Consider the following 15,833-nt stretch of genomic DNA (forward strand, 5'->3'; position numbering starts at 1 on the left):
AAACGCCGGGCCATGCCCGGCGGGCACCTCAACGCACGTCGCGCAGTTCCCAGTGGCTGCCGGCCAGCAGGCGCAGGCGCTGCTTGAACACATCACTGTCGATGCGGGTGGTGGCGACCAGGTTGATGCGCAGGTCTTTCTGCTCGCCGGTCACGGTGGCGTCCGGATCGGTCACGCCCCACTGCGGTTCCACCGCGTCCGGGTCGGGCTGCTTGGCCTTCCAGCGCTCGAACAGCGTGCCGCTGCGCAGGGCATCCTGCAGCTCTTCGGCGAAACCGGCGGCGCCCTGCGAGTGGAAGGACAGGTCAGGGTCATTGCCACGGGCCTTGGACGGGTCGGGCAGGCTGATGTGGTACTGCGCAGGCATGGAGTTCTCCTTGAAGTGCGGCAAGACTGGCACAGCCGCAGTGGAATCGATGTGCAGATTCCCGCCGCGGTCGGCCTTCATTCAAATCGATGTGGCCCATCGGCGAAGCCCACGGTGACCGCGCCCTTGCCGACGTTGACCATACCGGTCAGGCTCATCACCGATTCGTAAACGCTCACCCCATGGGCGGCGCAGACCTCTTTCAACTGGGCGTAGCCGGGCAGGCTGCGCAGTTCGTCCAGTTCACCGCCATAGCTGACGCAGACTGTCGGCGTCATCAGCCCGGCGCGCACGCGCTGGCCCACCACTGAAAACAGTTTCTGCACGGCGTTGTCGAAGCCCTTGATCTTGGCCACCGGCCCGGTCTCGCCGCGGTAGCCATGCAGCACCGGCTTGATGTCCAGCGCGCTGCCCAGCGCGGCGCTGAGCAGGCCGACGCTGCGGTCGCCCTTGTGCCGTGCACGCGCACGCATGTAGTACAGGTCGCGGGTGACCATGTAGCCATGCACATTGCCGGCCAGTTCCTCCAGCCGCTCACGGATCTGCTGCACGCTGGCGTTGCTGTCGCGCAGGCGCACGGCCTCGATCGCGGTCACGGCCTGCGCCGCAAACAGGTTCTGGGTGTCGAGCACGCGCAGCGCGAACGGCGAGTGGTAGCCCGCCGCCTGCCGCACTGGCTTGTAGTCGTTGAGGATCGCGAAACTGGCCTGCAGCGCGTGGTCATGGATCGGGCTGCGGGTCTTGGTGATGGTCATGCAGAACACGTGGTCGTAATCGATCACCAGCTGCTGCAGGAACAGGTCGCGGATCTGGTTGACGCTGAAGGGGATGGTTTCCGCTTCAGCGCCATGCTCGGCCACGTGGGCGTGCAGGAAGCTCAGTGTGGCCTGCTCATCGCGGTGATCGGCCAGCACGGCTTCGCCGATGCGGACGGTGATCGGCAGCAGCACGATGTTGTGCTCGGCAATGAAGTCCTGCGGCAGGTCGCAGGCAGAGTCGACGACGATTCCGATGCGCATCCGCGGCTCCCCCTCCAGGGCGGTTGTAGTTCGGAAATGTGAAATCTATCTCAAAACCTGGCGTGGCGCGCGAGGGGAACACGCCACGCCCTGTTCAGCGATTGCGCTGCACCGCCACCGGCAGGCTGTCCAGGCGTTGCCATTCGGGCTGCTGCAGCAGGGCCGGATCGGCCAGTACGGCCGCCATCAGCGGGTGGGCGTCGTTGCCCCAGAACAGGTCCTGGTCAATGGCCAGGGTCGGGACCCCGAACACGCCCGCGCCAATTGCGGCTTCCGTGTTGCGCCGCAGTTGCTCTTTTACCGCCGGACCGGCAATGGCGGTTGCGACATCTTCGATGCCCAGCTGCGCACCCGGTTCGCGCAGGGCCTCGGCGCTGTCACCGGCGCGGCCATCGCGCCAGATCCAGTCGAACAGCACGTCCACCGCCTGCGCGCTGGCACCGGCGGCCAGGCACAGGCGCAGCGCCGACAGCGGATTGAACGGATGGCCGGGCGGAAAGCGCATCGGGGTGCCCTCGGCCTGTGCGGTCCACTGCAGGTGGCGGTAGGCGAAGCGGCGCTTGGCGGGGATTTCCGCCGGGCCCAGGTTGCCGAGGTGATGCAGCACCGCGCCGAAGGCGATCGGCACCGTCTGGATCTGTGCGAACTGCGGCAGCTGTTTCAGCTTCTGCCAGTGCAGGTAGGAGTAGGGCGAGACGAAATCGAAGTACCAGCGCAGTGTTGCCATGGGGGGTGTTCCTATGCGGTCAGGGGCGCGCGTTGCGCTGCAGGTAGCGATCGCGCAGGTCGGTCTGGCGCGAGCGCATCGGCATCGCGCGGCCGCCCAGCCAGACCTGTTCGGCATAGTGCGCCACGTCCAGCGGGTCGCCTTCCCACAGCACCAGGTCGGCGCGCTTGCCCGGCTCGATGCTGCCGATCTGCTCGGCCACGCCGAACGCCTGTGCGGGAACCCGGGTCAGCCCGGCCAGACCGTCGGCCCAGGGCAGGCCGTTGGCCACCGCATTGCCGGCCAGCTGGCGCATCTTGCGCGCGTTGTGGGTGGCGTCGCTGCGCTGCACGAACGACACCGGCACGCCGGCGCGCTGCAGGCGTGCGGCGTTTTCCAGGGTGGCGCCGATCTGGTCGAAGCTGGCCGGCAGGTTGGCCAGCACGTCAACGAACACCGGCACCTGTGCCGCAGCCAGCTCCGGCGCGACCTGCCAGGCTTCGCCGGCACCGGCAATGGCGATCTTCACCTTCTCGCGCGCAGCCCAGCGCAACAGCTGGCGGATGTCCGAGGCACGATCGACCTCCACCACGATGCGGCCCTGGCCAGCCAGGTAGCGGCTGAGCGTGCGGCGCCCGGCCGGAGTCAACAGCGCGTGCGGCGAATCCGCAGCAACCTGGCCGCGTGCTTCGTCGACCATCTGCTGCAGCAGCATCCATTGCGCGGCGCGCGAATGCCCGGTCAGCTCCGATGCCGCCGCGCCCAGACGCAGGAACAGCGCGCGCGGGCCAATCGGGTCGACGCTGCCGTCCAACCGCATCACGCCGCCCTGGCCGGCCACGAAGCCGCCACCGGTGGCGGCCCCAAGTGCGGTGAAACCGAAACCCTCCAGCCGCGTCACCGGGATCAGCACTGAGGCCGGGTTGTAGGCCAGGGTGACGTCGAACTCCGGGCGCAACGGCTGCTGGCCGAGCTTCAGCGAACTGTCCACCGTGCTCGATTCACCCGAGACCTCTTCAATGCCGGTCTCGGTGATGCCTCCGAACAGGGCCGGGGTCAGCGGCCGGCCGTTGGCTTCGACCACAGTCGCTCCGGCCGGCGCGGACAGGCCGGGGCCGACCGCGCGGATGATGCCGCCCTGCACCAGCACGTCGGCGTTCTGCAGGCTGCCGCGCGCGCTGGCAGTGTGCACTGTCGCGTTGCGCACCAGCAGGTCCTGCGCCGATGCCGTGGTTGCCAGCAACAGCAATGCCGCCACGGTAGCGCCGGGCCATGCCCGGCGATGCTTGTTCAACGCACCCATCAGCGTATCTCCTGCCCAAGCTGGAAATCGGAACGCGGCGTGCTCGCCGGCGCGCTGCGGTCATACAGCCGGCGGCCATCAATGAAGACCTGCTCGGCCAGCGCATACGAACTGAAAGGGTTGCCGTTCCACACCACCACGTCGGCCATCTTGCCGGCCTCCAGGGTGCCGGTCTGGTCCTCGATGCCCAGCGCCCTGGCGGCGTTGGCCGTCATCCAGGTAATGGCATGTTCGGGCGTGATCTCCGGCATGCGTGCACGTCGCGCCGAGGCCATCACCTTGGCCGCCTCCTGGTTCAGGCGCTGGATGCCCTCGGGTGAATCGGAATGTACGATGGCGCAGCTGTTCTTCGGGCGGTCGACCAGCGCGATGTTCTCCTGGATGCCGTCGAAGGCTTCCATCTTGAAGCCCCACCAGTCGGCCCACAACGCACCACAGACGCCGTCGGCGGCCAGCCGGTCAGCCAGCTTGTAGGCCTCCACGCCGTGGTGGAAGGCGGCCACCTTGAAGCCGAACTCCTTTGCCAGATCGAGCATGGTGGCCATTTCGTCGGCACGGTAGCAGTGGATGTGCACGCGGATGTCGCCTTCGATGGCCCCGGCCAGCGTGTCCAGCTTGAGATCGCGCTTGCCGCCGGCATCACCGGCGCTGTCGCCCTTGTCGCTGCCGAACCAGCCCTTGCGCTTGGCCGGCTTGGGCGTGTTCTTGGCGATGTAGTCGGCGGCATCGATGAAGGCGGCACGGTAGCCGGCCACATTGCCCATGCGCGTGGCCGGGGCTACGCCCTTGCCTTCGCCGTAGACCCGCTTGGGGTTCTCGCCGCAGGCCATCTTCAGCCCCCACGGCGCGCCGGGAAACTTCATCGCCTGGTAGGTGATGGCCGGTACGTTCTTCAGAGTGACGCCGCGGCCGCCGACCAGGTTGGCCGAGCCGGGCAGCACCTGCATGCTGGTCACGCCGCCGGCCAGCGCGGTGGCGAAGCCCGGGTCCTGCGGCCACACCGAGTGCTCGGCCCAGACGTTGGCGGTGACCGGCGCGGTGACTTCGTTACCGTCGCTGTGCGCGCCGACGCCCGGGCTGGGGTAGACGCCCAGGTGCGAGTGCACGTCGATCAGGCCGGGGGTGACCCACTTGCCCTGCGCATCGATGCGGGTGATGCCGGCGTCGGCCTGCAGCTGGTGGCCGACCGCAACGATACGACCGTCGCGCAGCAGCACGTCGGCATTGTCCAGGCGCTGGCCGGTGCCGGTCAGTACGGTGGCGTTCTGGATCAGCACCGGCGCATCCGGATGCGCCTGGTAGGTGCTGGGGTAGGGGTCGGCGACGAAGCGCGAGGCGCCCACCGCAGGAGCGGTGCTCAGTGAGGCCAACGCCAGGCCAAGCCCGGCGCGCAACAGCGTGGATGGCATGCAGATTCCCCTGGCAGGCGCGTGAATCCACCGACGCTATCCGGCGCCGGGGGAGGTTGCCAAGTGACGTTGGGCACGGGCGGATGTAGGAATTTCCCTATACAGAAATTGTGAACGAAGCATTAATTTTTGATGACACCTGCGATGTTCGAACGCAGCAGCGTGTAGCTCTCCTCTTGCTGCCAGCCCTGTGCCAACGCGCACGGCTGGCATCGCACTTCCCATGGAATTCAAGGACGTACCTGTTGATGAGCGTTTCCACGTCGTACCGTACCGCCGCTGCGCGCCGCGCCTTCCTGCCCTCGCCGCTGGCTTCGGCCATTGTCGGCTCGCTGCTGGTGGCGGCCTCGCTGCCGGCCCTGGCTCAGGGCAGCAGTGATGATCTGTCGCGTTATCAGTTCCAGCGCAGCCTGCAGGCTGCCTTCGCCGCCCCGGCGCTGGTCTCTACCGCCACCCCGTCGCGTGCGTTTGCCACGACCGCCGAGGATGAAGCCGCCGAGCCGGTCATGGGCCAGGCTGGTGATGCCGCCAGCTGGCGCACCAGTGAATTCAACAATGACTGGGGCCTGGGCGCGATCAATGCCGATGCCGCCTATGCGCGCGGCCTGACCGGCAAGGGCATCCGCCTGGGCGTGTTCGACAGCGGCACCGGCCTTGAGCACGACGAGTTCGCCGGCAAGGACCACCGCAGCATCCACCTGGCTGACGTGCTGGCCGATGGCAGCCTGTGCAGCCGCGAAGTGCTGGACGGCCCGGATGCCTGCTTCGTCAGCGATGGCGACCAGGTCGCGGTGTCCTACCAGCTGATCGACCCGGACTGGGAGCAAGTGCTCAACAACAACGGCTTCTACGAAGGCCTGAGCTACAACCTGCACGGCACCCACGTGTCGGGCACCATCGCTGCCAACCGCGATGGCAACGGCACCCATGGCGTGGCCTTCGGTGCCGACCTGAGCGTGGCCCGCCTGTTCTCCAACAGCGTCACCTACCTTTCGGTGGTGCGCATCGGCAACAGCCTGTACCTGGACGAACAGACCGTGGCCGCGATCTCGGCCGCCGATTCGATCTATCCGCAGTTGTACGCGCAGATGAACGAACAGGGCGTGCGTGCGATCAACCACAGCTGGGGCCTGGCCAACGAGCCGGAGACCGCTGAAGACCTGGATTTCTACCAGTCGCACCCGGTGTTTGCCGAAAGCCTGGCAGCGATGGCCGAAGGTTCGCGCAGCAGCGGCCTGATCCAGGTCTGGGCCGCCGGCAACACCAATGCCGTCAATCCTTCGCCCGAAGAAGCGCCGATCGCCGGCATGTTCGCTTCGCTGCCGCGCGCCATCGCCGATATCGAGCCGTACTGGCTGGCCGTGGTCAACGTCAATGAAGACCTGGAGCTGAGCAACCGCTCGATGCGTTGCGGCCTGGCCGCCAACTGGTGCCTGGCGGCGCCGGGTTCGAACATCACCTCCACCGTATACGGCGACGATTCGGTGCTCGAAGGCGACCTGTACGACGACAACGGCAACCTGGTACTGGAACTCCTGAACCAGGATCCGACCTCGGCCTACGCTGACATGAGCGGCACCTCGATGGCGGCCCCGCACGTGACCGGCGCACTGGGCCTGCTGTTCGAGCGCTTCCCGTACCTGGACAGCGCGCAGGTGCGCGACGTGCTGCTGACCACCGCCACCGACCTCGGTGCCGCGGGCGTGGACGATGTCTACGGCTGGGGCCTGATGGACCTGGCCAAGGCGGTCGAGGGCTATGGCTCGCTGCGCGTGGACACCGACGTGGTGATGAACCAGAAGGCAGGTGGCCTGAAGGTGTGGGAGGGCGATGCATGGGACGACTGGACCAATGACATCGGCGGCCCGGGCAAGCTGACCAAGAGCGGCATCGGCTGGCTGCGCCTGAGCGGCGACAACCGCTTCAACGGCGCCGTGGTGCGCGAGGGCGTGCTGGAGCTGGACGGTGTCAACGCGCTGACCAGCGCCGTGGAAGTGACTGGTGGCAGCCTGGTGCTGAACGGCACGCTGGAACGCACCGCGCTGAATGCCAACGGTGGCGTCAGCTTCGTCACCAGCACCGGCGTGCTGGACGGCTCGGACCTGAGCGTGTCCGGCGGCGTCGTCTCGTTCAACGGCGTGCAGACCGGTGGCCAGACCTTCGTCGGCGCCAAGGGCACGCTGAAGGGCGTGGGCAAACTGGGCGACACCACCGTGTCCGGCATCATCGCGCCGGGCAACTCGATCGGCACGCTGACCATCAACGGTGATTACGTGCAGACCGCCAGCGGCGTCTACCAGGCCGAACTGGCTCCAGGCAGCCGCAGCGACCTGCTGCACGTCACCGGTACTGCCACCCTCGGCGGCTCGCTGGTGGCACTGCCGGAAGCGGGCACCTACTATCTGGGCGAGCAGTTCAACTTCCTGCAGGCCGATGGCGGCACGATCGGCCAGTTCGCGACCACCGATTTCAGTGCGTTCTCGCCGTTCATGCAGTTCAGCCTGGTCTATGGCGCCTCCGGTGCCCGGATCGAGGTGGCCCGCGGCGCCGCACTGGCCACCGCCGCCACCACCGCCAACCAGCGCGCCGTGGCTGGCGTGGCCGACACCCTGGCCTTCGGCCAGGGCCTGCCGCGTCCGCTGACCCTGCTGTTCCCGGAACAGGTGGGTGCAGCGCTGGACGGCCTGAGCGGCGAGCTGCACGCAGCCACCGCGGCAGCGCTGGTGGAAAGCAGCCGCAACGTGCGTGATGCCGCGCTGTCGCGCCGTGCCGGTGTCACTGCACCGGGCGCCAGCGATGCCGACGCGACCGGCGTCTGGGTGCAGGCCATTGGTGGCAGCACCACGCTGGACGGCAACGCCAACACTGCCCGCACCCAGGCCAACAACAACGGCCTGCTGGTCGGCGTGGATCGCGAGTTCGGCGGCTGGCAGGTGGGCGTGCTGGCCGGTACCGGACGTACCGACGTGAAGCAGCAGCAGGGCCGTCGTGCGCGCTCGAAGATCGACAACACCCACTTCGGCGCGTACGCCAGCCACAACTGGGGCGGCTTCGGCCTGCGTGGCGGCCTGGCGGTGAGCAACCACGACGTGGACAGCACCCGCGAGCTGGCGTTCTCCGGCTACACCGACACGCTGAGCGCGCGCTACGACGCCCGTACCCGCCAGGCGTTCATCGAAGCGGCCTACCGCTTCGGTGGCCGTGAAGCCGGCCTGGAGCCGTACCTGCAGGTGGCCCGCGTGGAAGTGGACACCAAGCACATCGACGAGCGTGGCGGTGCCGCCGCCCTGCAGGGCCGGGTCGATGACGCCCGCACCACCGTGGCCACGGCCGGTGTGCGCTTCGACAAGGGCCTGAAGGCCTCGTTCCAGCAGGACAGCTGGCTGCACGTGCGTGGTGCGGTGGGCTACCGCCGGGCCAGTGGCGACCGTGACCCGTCGGCGACGCTGGCCTTCGCCAGCGGCAGCGACGCGTTCGTGGTCAGTGGTGCGCCGATCGCTGACAATGCGGTGGTGGCCGAGCTGGGTCTGTCGGCCTGGCTGACCCCGCGCCAGCAGCTGGAACTGGGCTACAGCGGCCAGTACGGTGATGAGAGCCGTGACCACGGTGCCAACCTGCGCTGGTCGGTGCGCTTCTGAGGCAGGTGATTCCCGCGGGAATCAATGGGAGGGCGGCCGCAGGGCCGCCCTTCTTCGTTGCAGTCAGGTGTGGGGCGGCAGGCGCGCGCCTACAATGGCCCCCCACGCCGTTCCGGACCGCCCATGAAGAGCAAGCAGGAAATCGTCGACAACTGGCTGCCGCGTTACACCGGCGTGCCGCTGGACCAGTTCGGACAGCACATCCTGCTGACCAACTTCGGCGGCTACCTGCACACGTTTTCCGAGCTGACCGGTGCGCCCATCATCGGCCTGGACCGGCCGATGGCCAGTGCCACCATCGACGGCATCACCATGATCAATTTCGGCATGGGCAGCCCCAATGCCGCGATCATCATGGACCTGCTGTCGGCGGTGATGCCCAAGGCGGTGCTGTTCCTGGGCAAGTGCGGTGGCCTCAAGCGCAAGAACCAGCTGGGCGACCTGGTGCTGCCGATCGCCGCGATCCGGGGCGAGGGTACCTCGGGCGATTACCTGCCGCCGGAAGTGCCGGCACTGCCGGCGTTCGCGCTGCAGCGTGCGGTGTCGACCATGATCCGCGACCTCGGCCACGACTACTGGACCGGCACCGTCTACACGACCAACCGCCGGGTCTGGGAGCACGACGAGGCGTTCAAGGAACGGTTGCGGGCGATGCGCTGCATGGCCATCGACATGGAAACGGCCACGGTGTTCGCGGCCGGTTTCGCCAACCACATTCCCAGCGGCGCGCTGCTGCTGGTCTCGGACCAGCCAATGATTCCAGATGGGGTCAAGACCGAGGCCTCCGATGCCAAGGTCAGCTCCCAGTTCGTGGAAAACCATATCCAGATCGGCATCGAGGCGCTTAAGCTTATCCGGCGCAACGGCAAGTCGGTCCGCCACCTGCGCTTTGACGAATGACGATGATGGCCTGGCGCGGCGCGCGGGCCCTGGAGAGTAGGTGATGGACGTTGCCGCGCAAGTGGTGGAATTCTGGAAGGAGGCGGGCCCTGCGAAGTGGTTCGCCCGCGACGATGCGTTCGACGCGCAGTTCCGCCGGTTGTTCCTGGATGAGCATTTCGCCGCGGCGTCGCGCGCGCGCGAGCATTGGCTGGGCAGTGCTGAAGGCGCGCTGGCGCTGATGCTGCTGCTTGACCAGTTCCCGCGCAACTGCTTCCGCGGGACCGCCCATTCCTACGCCACCGATGGTCTGGCGCGGCATTACGCCATGCGTGCGATCGAGGAAGGCCTGGATCTGCAGCTGGTGCCCAAGCTGCGCGCCTTCATCTACCTGCCGTTCGAGCATTCCGAGGATCCGCTGGACCAGGACCGTTCGGTGGCGATGTTCGATGTGCTGGGTGACAAGGAATATCTGCAGTACGCCGAACTGCACCGCGACATCATCCGTCGCTTCGGGCGTTTCCCGCACCGCAACGCGGTACTGGGCCGCATTCCGACGCCGGAAGAACTGGATTACCTGGCCGAAGGCGGGTTTGCCGGGTAGATGCACGCCATGCGTGGATACAGAAAACGCCGGCGAATGCCGGCGTTTTCTGTGCGGGGGGTCGGAGCCCTTTCCTGCGGAAAGGGATCCGACCCCATGCCGGGAAGATCAGTACTTCGGCACGCCGTTGTCGACGTCTTCGGACCAGGCATTGATGCCGCCGGTGACGTTGAACACCTTGGTGAAGCCCAGCGCGCGGAACTGCTCGGCAGCCTGGGCGCTGCGGCCACCGTGGTGGCACAGGAAGGCCAGCGCGGTGTCCTTCGGCAGGGCTTCCAGCTCGGCGCGTCCGTTGCCGTCGAAGCTCTTGAACGGCACGCCGACGGCGGCGATGGCGCGCTCGTCGGCCGGTCGCACATCCACCAGGGTGATGTTGCCGGCGCGCACCAGGTCATCGGCATCGCGCACGCTGATTTCCTGCACCGGCTTGGGTGCGTTCGGGTTGTCGATGGCCAGGCCCTTGCCGCGGATGTCGTCCACCCAGTCGATGGTGATGCCGTTGGCGCGGCGGGCGCTGGCCAGGTCGAACTGCACGCGCAGGCCGTTGGACTCGGCAGCAATCGCGCCTTCGTCGTGCGGGGCCAGCTGGAAGTTCGGCTGGAAGCCGGCATCGATGCTCAGCTGCAGGGCAGCGCCCGGGGCGTCGGCCAGCGCGCTCTTGAGCATTTCCACGGCGGCCGGGGTGACGGTGATGCTCGGCGGGGTGCGGTCCGGCGCGGCCAGGCCCAGCACGCTGCTCAGCTCACCGCTGGCGGCCATCTGCAGCACGATGTCGCTGCCACCGACCAGCTCGCCATCGATGTACAGCTGCGGGATGGTCGGCCAATCGCCGTAGGCCTTGATGCCTTCGCGGATTTCCTGGTCGGCCAGCACGTTGACGTGGGCGAACTCGACGCCCAGGTCCTGCAGGGCGCCAACGGCCTTGGCCGAGAAACCACACTGCGGCATCGACGGCTGGCCCTTCATGAACAGCACGACGCGGTTGGCGTTGAGAATGGATTCGATGCGCGAACGCAGGGCGGGATCGAGGGACATGGACGTCGGGGTTCCGGGAATTCGAATCAGTAATTCTACCCCCCATGGCATCATGGGGGATGAGCATCGCAGGAACATTGCATCGCATCCCGGCCCGCCCCTGGCGCTGGCTGCCCTGGCTGCTGCTGTCGCAACTGGCCGTGATCCTGGTCTGGGTCCTGGCCGGCTGGCAGTGGGGCCTGCCCGTGATGGTGGCCAGCCATGCCCTGTTCATGGTGCCGGTGTTCCTGCCCAACAGCGGTTTCTACGCGCCGGTGCTGAGCCGGCTGGCGGAGAATGGCGAGGGTGTCTGGCTGACCATCGATGATGGTCCCGGCCCGGACACCCGCGCGGTGCTCGACCTGCTGGATCGCCACCAGGCCCGTGCCACTTTCTTCCTGGTAGGCGAGCGCGCGCTGGCGCAGCCGGAGCTGGTGCAGGAGATCCTGCGCCGCGGCCATGACCTGGGCAATCACAGTCTCAGCCACCCGCAGGCCCGCTTCTGGCGGCTGGGCCCGCGTGCGATGCGGGACGAGATCGAGGGCTGCCAGCAGGCGCTGCAGGCGGTTGGTGGGCGGCCGGTGCGCTGGTACCGCTCGGTGGTGGGCATGACCAATCCGTTCGTGGCGCCGGTGCTGAAGGCGTTGGGGCTGGTGCGGGTGGGCTGGAGCGCGCGCGGTTACGACGGCGTCGGCTGCACCCCGGACGGCGTGCTGGCGCGGCTGCTGCCGGACCTGCGCCCAGGGGCCATCGTGCTGCTGCATGAAGGCGCCGCCCACGGCCACAATCTGGTGATCATCGAGCGCGTGCTGCAGGCGCTGGACGAGCGCGGGTTGAAGGCGCAGCTGCCGGCCCCGTAACGGCGGGTTGTCGCCGCGTGCGGTCAGCCGAGCGTGGGCTCGGCGCTGCAAGGGCTGGTGATCGTCCTGTAGCGCCCGAGCCGCGGCTCGGGCGGCGCGCAGCGCAGGAACGCGCCGGAGAGCAGCCGAACCAATACCCGGGCGGGACCCACATCAGGGGCGTTCGGCCACCAGCAGCCAGCTGTTGAACGGGGTTCGCCCGTGCAGGGGCCGCGGGGCCGTCACCTGCAACCCGGCCGCGGCCAGCGTCGCCTGCACGATCTGCGGGTCGGGGTAGTGACGTGGCCGCATGCCCATCCAGCCCACCAGCCAGGCCAGCCGGTCCGCCACCCGGGTGGTGCGGTCGCGGCCATCGCCGGTGGCCAGTGGCGTGCGCAGCAGCAGCCGGCCGCCCACCGTCACGCGTGCACTGGCGGCAAGCAGCAACGCCGCCTGTGCGCCCGCATCCAGGTACTGCAGCACGTCCAGCAGCAGCACATGCCCGGCCAGTGCCGGCAGCGGTGCCTGCACATCCAGGCATTCGAAGTGCACATCGGGCAGGTCGGTAGCGGCGCGCTGGGCGCGGGCGATCTTGCCGGCATCCATGTCCACACCCAGGTAGCGCTGGGTACCGCCGCGCTGGCGCAGTACATGAGCGAACAGGCCCAGCCCGCAACCCAGGTCCAGTACCGGCTGCCCGTCGTCGGGCAGGTGTTGCAGCACGCCGTCATACAGCGGATCGCTGCCGAGTTTGCCGCGGGTGTAGTAATAGTCGCGACGGTTGCCCCAGGGGTGTGCCGGGCGGAAGGCCGCGGCAATCGAACGGGCCTGGAGTGCCGTCAGGGGCGAGCAGGGCAGTGGCGGGCCGTTCCGTGGCGTGCCGTCCATCGCCTCAGCCCGTGCTGCCGAGCAGATGCGCGGCAACCGGCAGCGCGCGCTCGCTCCACAACGCGTACATCCGCGCTGAAGGGTGCAGGCCGTCCCCGGCGATCATCGCCGGGTCGTCACCCTGGGCGCGGCTGATGTCGGTGATGTCGACGAAGGCCACGCCGTGGCGGGTGCTGATCACTTCGGCGGCGGCATTGAACGCATCGGTTTCGATTCCGATCGCGGCCAGGTCCCGGCCACTGCCAGCACCGAACGGGGTCGCGCCCCAATCGGGGAAGGACAGCACCAGCACGCGGTCGGGGTGGCCGCCGGCAAAGCCGATCGCGCGCTGCAGCAGCGCTTCAAACTGCTCGCGGTACTCATCCAGCGGACGGCCACGGTACTGATTGTTGACCCCGATCAACAGGCTGACGAAATCGAACGGCCCGTGCGGGGCGGCCGCATCGATGCCAGTGTCCAGTTCGTCGGTGGTCCAGCCAGTGGTGGCAATCGTCTGCGGGTCGGCCAGGTCCACGCCCTGCGCACGCAGCTGAGCGGCCAGCTGGTGAGGCCAGCGGCCCTCGATCGCAACCGCTTCACCGATGGTGTACGAATCGCCCAGCGCCAGGTAGGACAACGCCACGGGTCAGGCCACCGAGCGGCGCGGCTTCATCGGCACGACCTTGGTCGCGTCCTCGGCACGGCGTGCCAGCACGCGGTCGATGCGGGCGAACACATCGCGCATCACCGATGCTTCCGGCAGCAGGGTCACGCGGAAATGGTGGCGGTAGGGCACGTTGAAGCTGGAACCCGGTACTACCAGCACGCCTTCGTTGTTCATCAGGTCCAGCGCGAAGGTGTGGTCGTCGAAGCCCTTGGCGGCGGCCCCGACCACGGCGGGGAACGCGTACAGCGCACCGGCGGGCGCGACCAGTGACAGGTGCTCGCTGGCTTCGCACGCTTCGATCACCGCGCGGCGGGTTTCATGCAGCCGGCCACCGGGGGCGCACAGCTCGGAAATGGTGTCCGGGCCATTCACCGCAGCCTCGATGGCGTACTGCCCCGGTACGTTGGCGCACAGCCGCAGCGCACCGAGCAGGTCGAGCGCAGCGCGGAAATCGCCCAGGCGCGCGTCGTCGCCGCTGAGGTGGGCCCAGCCCACGCGCCAGCCGCAGGCACGGTGCACCTTGCTCAGGCCGCTGAAGGTCAGGCACGGGTGGTCGCCGGCCAGTGGCGCGACCGGCTGGAACACCGCATCGTCGTACAGGATCTGGTCGTAGATTTCGTCGACCAGCAACAGCAGGTTGTGGCGGCGCGCGATCTCGACCACGCGCTCCAGCAGTTCGCGCGGGTAGCTGGCGCCGCTGGGGTTGTTCGGGTTGATCAGCACGATGGCGCGCGTGCGCGAGGAGACCAGCGTCTCGATCTCGCTCGGGTCCGGCTGGAAGCCGTTCTCCGGTGCGCAGCGGTAGTACACCGGGCGGCCGTCGTTGAGAATGGTCGAGGCCGACCACAACGGGTAGTCCGGCGAAGGCACCAGCACTTCGTCACCCGGATTGAGCAGTGCGCGCAGCGACAGGTCGATCAGTTCGCTGACGCCGTTGCCGACGAACATGCGGTCCGGGTGCGCATCGGGTGCACCGCGACGGGCGTAGTAGGCCGCGATCGCTTCGCGTGCCACCGGCAGGCCCTGCTGGTGGGTGTACGGGTCGGTACGGCCCATGTCGTCGGCGATCGCGCGCTGCAGGTGCTCGGGTGCACGGAAACCGAAGTTGCCCGGGTTGCCGATGTTGAGCTTGATCAGCTTGCGGCCCTGCGCCTCCAGCTCCCGCGCTCGCCGGGCCAGCTCTCCGCGGATTTCGTAGCGCACTTCGGAAAGGCGCTCGCGGATGGCCAGGGGCTTGGGCGAGGGGGTGGACATGGGGAATGGGCCGTCGAAAGGCATGGGGCTTCCATCCTACCGGAATTGCTGCATTGCATGGCAAGGGCGCAGGGCTTGCGGTTGCTGGGCTGGGAGGGCATCAGCACAGGTAGAATGACGGCGATGACCCAGACCCCCGATTTCACCGCCCTGCAGACCATCGGCTGGCCCTGGCCGGGCCCGGCGCAGCAGGCCGACTGGCAGGCCGCGATGGCCGTGCACCCGCAGGCCCGCCCGGCGCGGGTGATCGAACAGCACCGCACCCACTATGTGGTGGCAGATGGCCCGGACGCATCGATCAAGGCCGAGTCGCTGCCGGAATGGCAGCGCCCGCGCTTCCCCAGCCATGAACGGCCGGCAGTGGGCGACTGGGTGCTGCTGGACGGCATCCGCATCGTCGCCCTGCTGCCGCGCCGCACCGCGATCAAGCGCGGCGCCGCCGGCGAGCATTACCACCAGCAGGTGATCGCGGCCAACATCGATACGGTGTTCATCGTCTGCGGCCTGGATGCTGACTTCAATCCGCGTCGCATCGAACGCTACCTGCTGCTGGTCGGTGGTGGCGGTGCCGAACCGGTGGTGGTACTGACCAAGGCCGACCAGACCGAATACAGCGAAGACGCGCTGGCGGTGCTGGAAGAGCTGGAGATGCAGGGCATCGCGCTGCATGCGATCAACGGCCTGGATGCGGAAAGCGTGGCCGTGCTGCAGCCGTGGCTGGGCCCGGGCCGCACCGTGGTGCTGGTCGGTTCCTCCGGTGCCGGCAAGTCAACGCTGACCAATACCCTGCTCGGCGAGCAGCGGATGAAGACCAATGCAGTGCGCGCCAACGACTCGCGTGGCCGCCATACCACCACCCATCGCGCGCTGATGCCGCTGCCGATGGGCGCGTGCCTGATCGACACGCCCGGCATGCGCGAGCTGAAACCGACCGGTGAAGAGACGCTGTCCGAAGGCGGCTTTGCCGATATCGAAGCGCTGGCGGCACAGTGCCGTTTCAACGACTGCAAGCACCAGCAGGAGCCGGGCTGTGCGGTGCGAGCGGCGATCGAAGCCGGCGAGATTGAAGAGAGCCGGCTGCTGAACTACTTCAAGCTGAAGGAAGAAGTGGCCGCCGCTGCTGCCAAGCTGGCCGTGCGCCAGGCCGAGACCGCGCAGGAGCGCGGCGGCAAGAAGGGCAAGGGCCAGCAGTTCCGCCCGGCCGGAAAGCCGCGCCGGCGCTGACAGTGCAGCCGAGCGCGGGCTCGGCGCTACAACGCTTGCATCC

General features: G+C 68.1%; 14 protein-coding genes. 5 read left to right on the plus strand and 9 right to left on the minus strand.

What is annotated here, in order from left to right:
- Positions 1-28 precede the first annotated feature (28 nt).
- From QZ853_RS09420 to QZ853_RS09440, 5 genes are all read right to left on the minus strand, one after another.
- On the minus strand, positions 29-367 hold the full coding sequence (locus QZ853_RS09420) for a hypothetical protein (protein WP_005414449.1): 339 nt from the start codon (positions 365-367) through the stop codon (positions 29-31).
- A gap of 77 nt (positions 368-444) precedes the next feature.
- The gene (locus QZ853_RS09425) at positions 445-1,386 is read right to left on the minus strand and encodes a DegV family protein (RefSeq protein ID WP_295572290.1); all 942 of its coding nucleotides are present in this window, start codon (positions 1,384-1,386) and stop codon (positions 445-447) included.
- Positions 1,387-1,480: 94 nt separating this feature from the next.
- Positions 1,481-2,113 carry a 2-hydroxychromene-2-carboxylate isomerase gene (locus QZ853_RS09430; RefSeq protein WP_295572292.1) on the minus strand — a complete coding sequence of 211 codons (633 nt, stop codon included), beginning with the start codon at positions 2,111-2,113 and terminating at the stop codon, positions 1,481-1,483.
- 19 nt (positions 2,114-2,132) lie between these two features.
- A complete protein-coding gene (locus tag QZ853_RS09435) occupies positions 2,133-3,395 on the minus strand; it encodes an amidohydrolase family protein (protein WP_295572294.1) in 1,263 nt (420 codons plus the stop codon).
- Positions 3,395-4,804, minus strand: a complete 1,410-nt coding sequence (locus tag QZ853_RS09440; protein ID WP_295572296.1) for an amidohydrolase — start codon at positions 4,802-4,804, stop codon at positions 3,395-3,397. Before QZ853_RS09440 ends, QZ853_RS09435 begins: the two co-directional genes overlap by 1 nt.
- Positions 4,805-5,052: 248 nt before the next feature.
- On the opposite strand from QZ853_RS09440, the gene QZ853_RS09445 reads away from it, so the two are divergent.
- From QZ853_RS09445 to QZ853_RS09455, 3 genes are all read left to right on the plus strand, one after another.
- Positions 5,053-8,442, plus strand: coding sequence for an autotransporter serine protease (locus QZ853_RS09445; RefSeq protein WP_295572298.1), 3,390 nt, complete (start codon positions 5,053-5,055; stop codon positions 8,440-8,442).
- Positions 8,443-8,565: 123 nt separating this feature from the next.
- Positions 8,566-9,342: an AMP nucleosidase gene (locus QZ853_RS09450; RefSeq protein ID WP_049415280.1), complete on the plus strand. Its 777-nt coding sequence runs from the start codon at positions 8,566-8,568 to the stop codon at positions 9,340-9,342.
- Positions 9,343-9,385: 43 nt separating this feature from the next.
- Positions 9,386-9,925 (plus strand): DUF924 family protein, encoded by a 540-nt coding sequence (locus tag QZ853_RS09455; protein ID WP_295572301.1) that lies wholly within the window; start codon positions 9,386-9,388, stop codon positions 9,923-9,925.
- A 108-nt stretch (positions 9,926-10,033) separates the two neighbouring features.
- On the opposite strand, the gene grxD is transcribed toward QZ853_RS09455, so the two are convergent.
- Positions 10,034-10,960, minus strand: a complete 927-nt coding sequence (gene grxD, locus QZ853_RS09460; protein ID WP_295572303.1) for a Grx4 family monothiol glutaredoxin — start codon at positions 10,958-10,960, stop codon at positions 10,034-10,036.
- 59 nt (positions 10,961-11,019) lie between these two features.
- Between grxD and QZ853_RS09465 the strand changes: the two genes are divergently transcribed.
- Entirely contained in the window at positions 11,020-11,799 is a 780-nt protein-coding gene (locus tag QZ853_RS09465) for a polysaccharide deacetylase family protein (protein WP_295572306.1), read from the plus strand.
- Between the two features lie 153 nt (positions 11,800-11,952).
- Here QZ853_RS09465 and QZ853_RS09470 read toward each other — a convergent pair whose 3' ends face one another.
- From QZ853_RS09470 to QZ853_RS09480, 3 genes are read right to left on the minus strand one after another with little or no spacing between them, the layout of a single operon-like run.
- Positions 11,953-12,666: a class I SAM-dependent methyltransferase gene (locus QZ853_RS09470; protein ID WP_295572309.1), complete on the minus strand. Its 714-nt coding sequence runs from the start codon at positions 12,664-12,666 to the stop codon at positions 11,953-11,955.
- Between the two features lie 4 nt (positions 12,667-12,670).
- The gene (locus QZ853_RS09475) at positions 12,671-13,288 is read right to left on the minus strand and encodes an SGNH/GDSL hydrolase family protein (RefSeq protein WP_295572312.1); all 618 of its coding nucleotides are present in this window, start codon (positions 13,286-13,288) and stop codon (positions 12,671-12,673) included.
- A 3-nt stretch (positions 13,289-13,291) separates the two neighbouring features.
- Positions 13,292-14,566, minus strand: a complete 1,275-nt coding sequence (locus QZ853_RS09480; RefSeq protein ID WP_295572315.1) for a pyridoxal phosphate-dependent aminotransferase — start codon at positions 14,564-14,566, stop codon at positions 13,292-13,294.
- A 123-nt stretch (positions 14,567-14,689) separates the two neighbouring features.
- On the opposite strand from QZ853_RS09480, the gene rsgA reads away from it, so the two are divergent.
- Entirely contained in the window at positions 14,690-15,790 is a 1,101-nt protein-coding gene (gene rsgA / locus QZ853_RS09485) for a ribosome small subunit-dependent GTPase A (protein WP_295572317.1), read from the plus strand.
- The last annotated feature ends 43 nt before the right edge of the window (positions 15,791-15,833 follow it).

The sequence above is a fragment of the uncultured Stenotrophomonas sp. genome, assembly GCF_913778665.1.
Lineage (GTDB): Bacteria > Pseudomonadota > Gammaproteobacteria > Xanthomonadales > Xanthomonadaceae > Stenotrophomonas.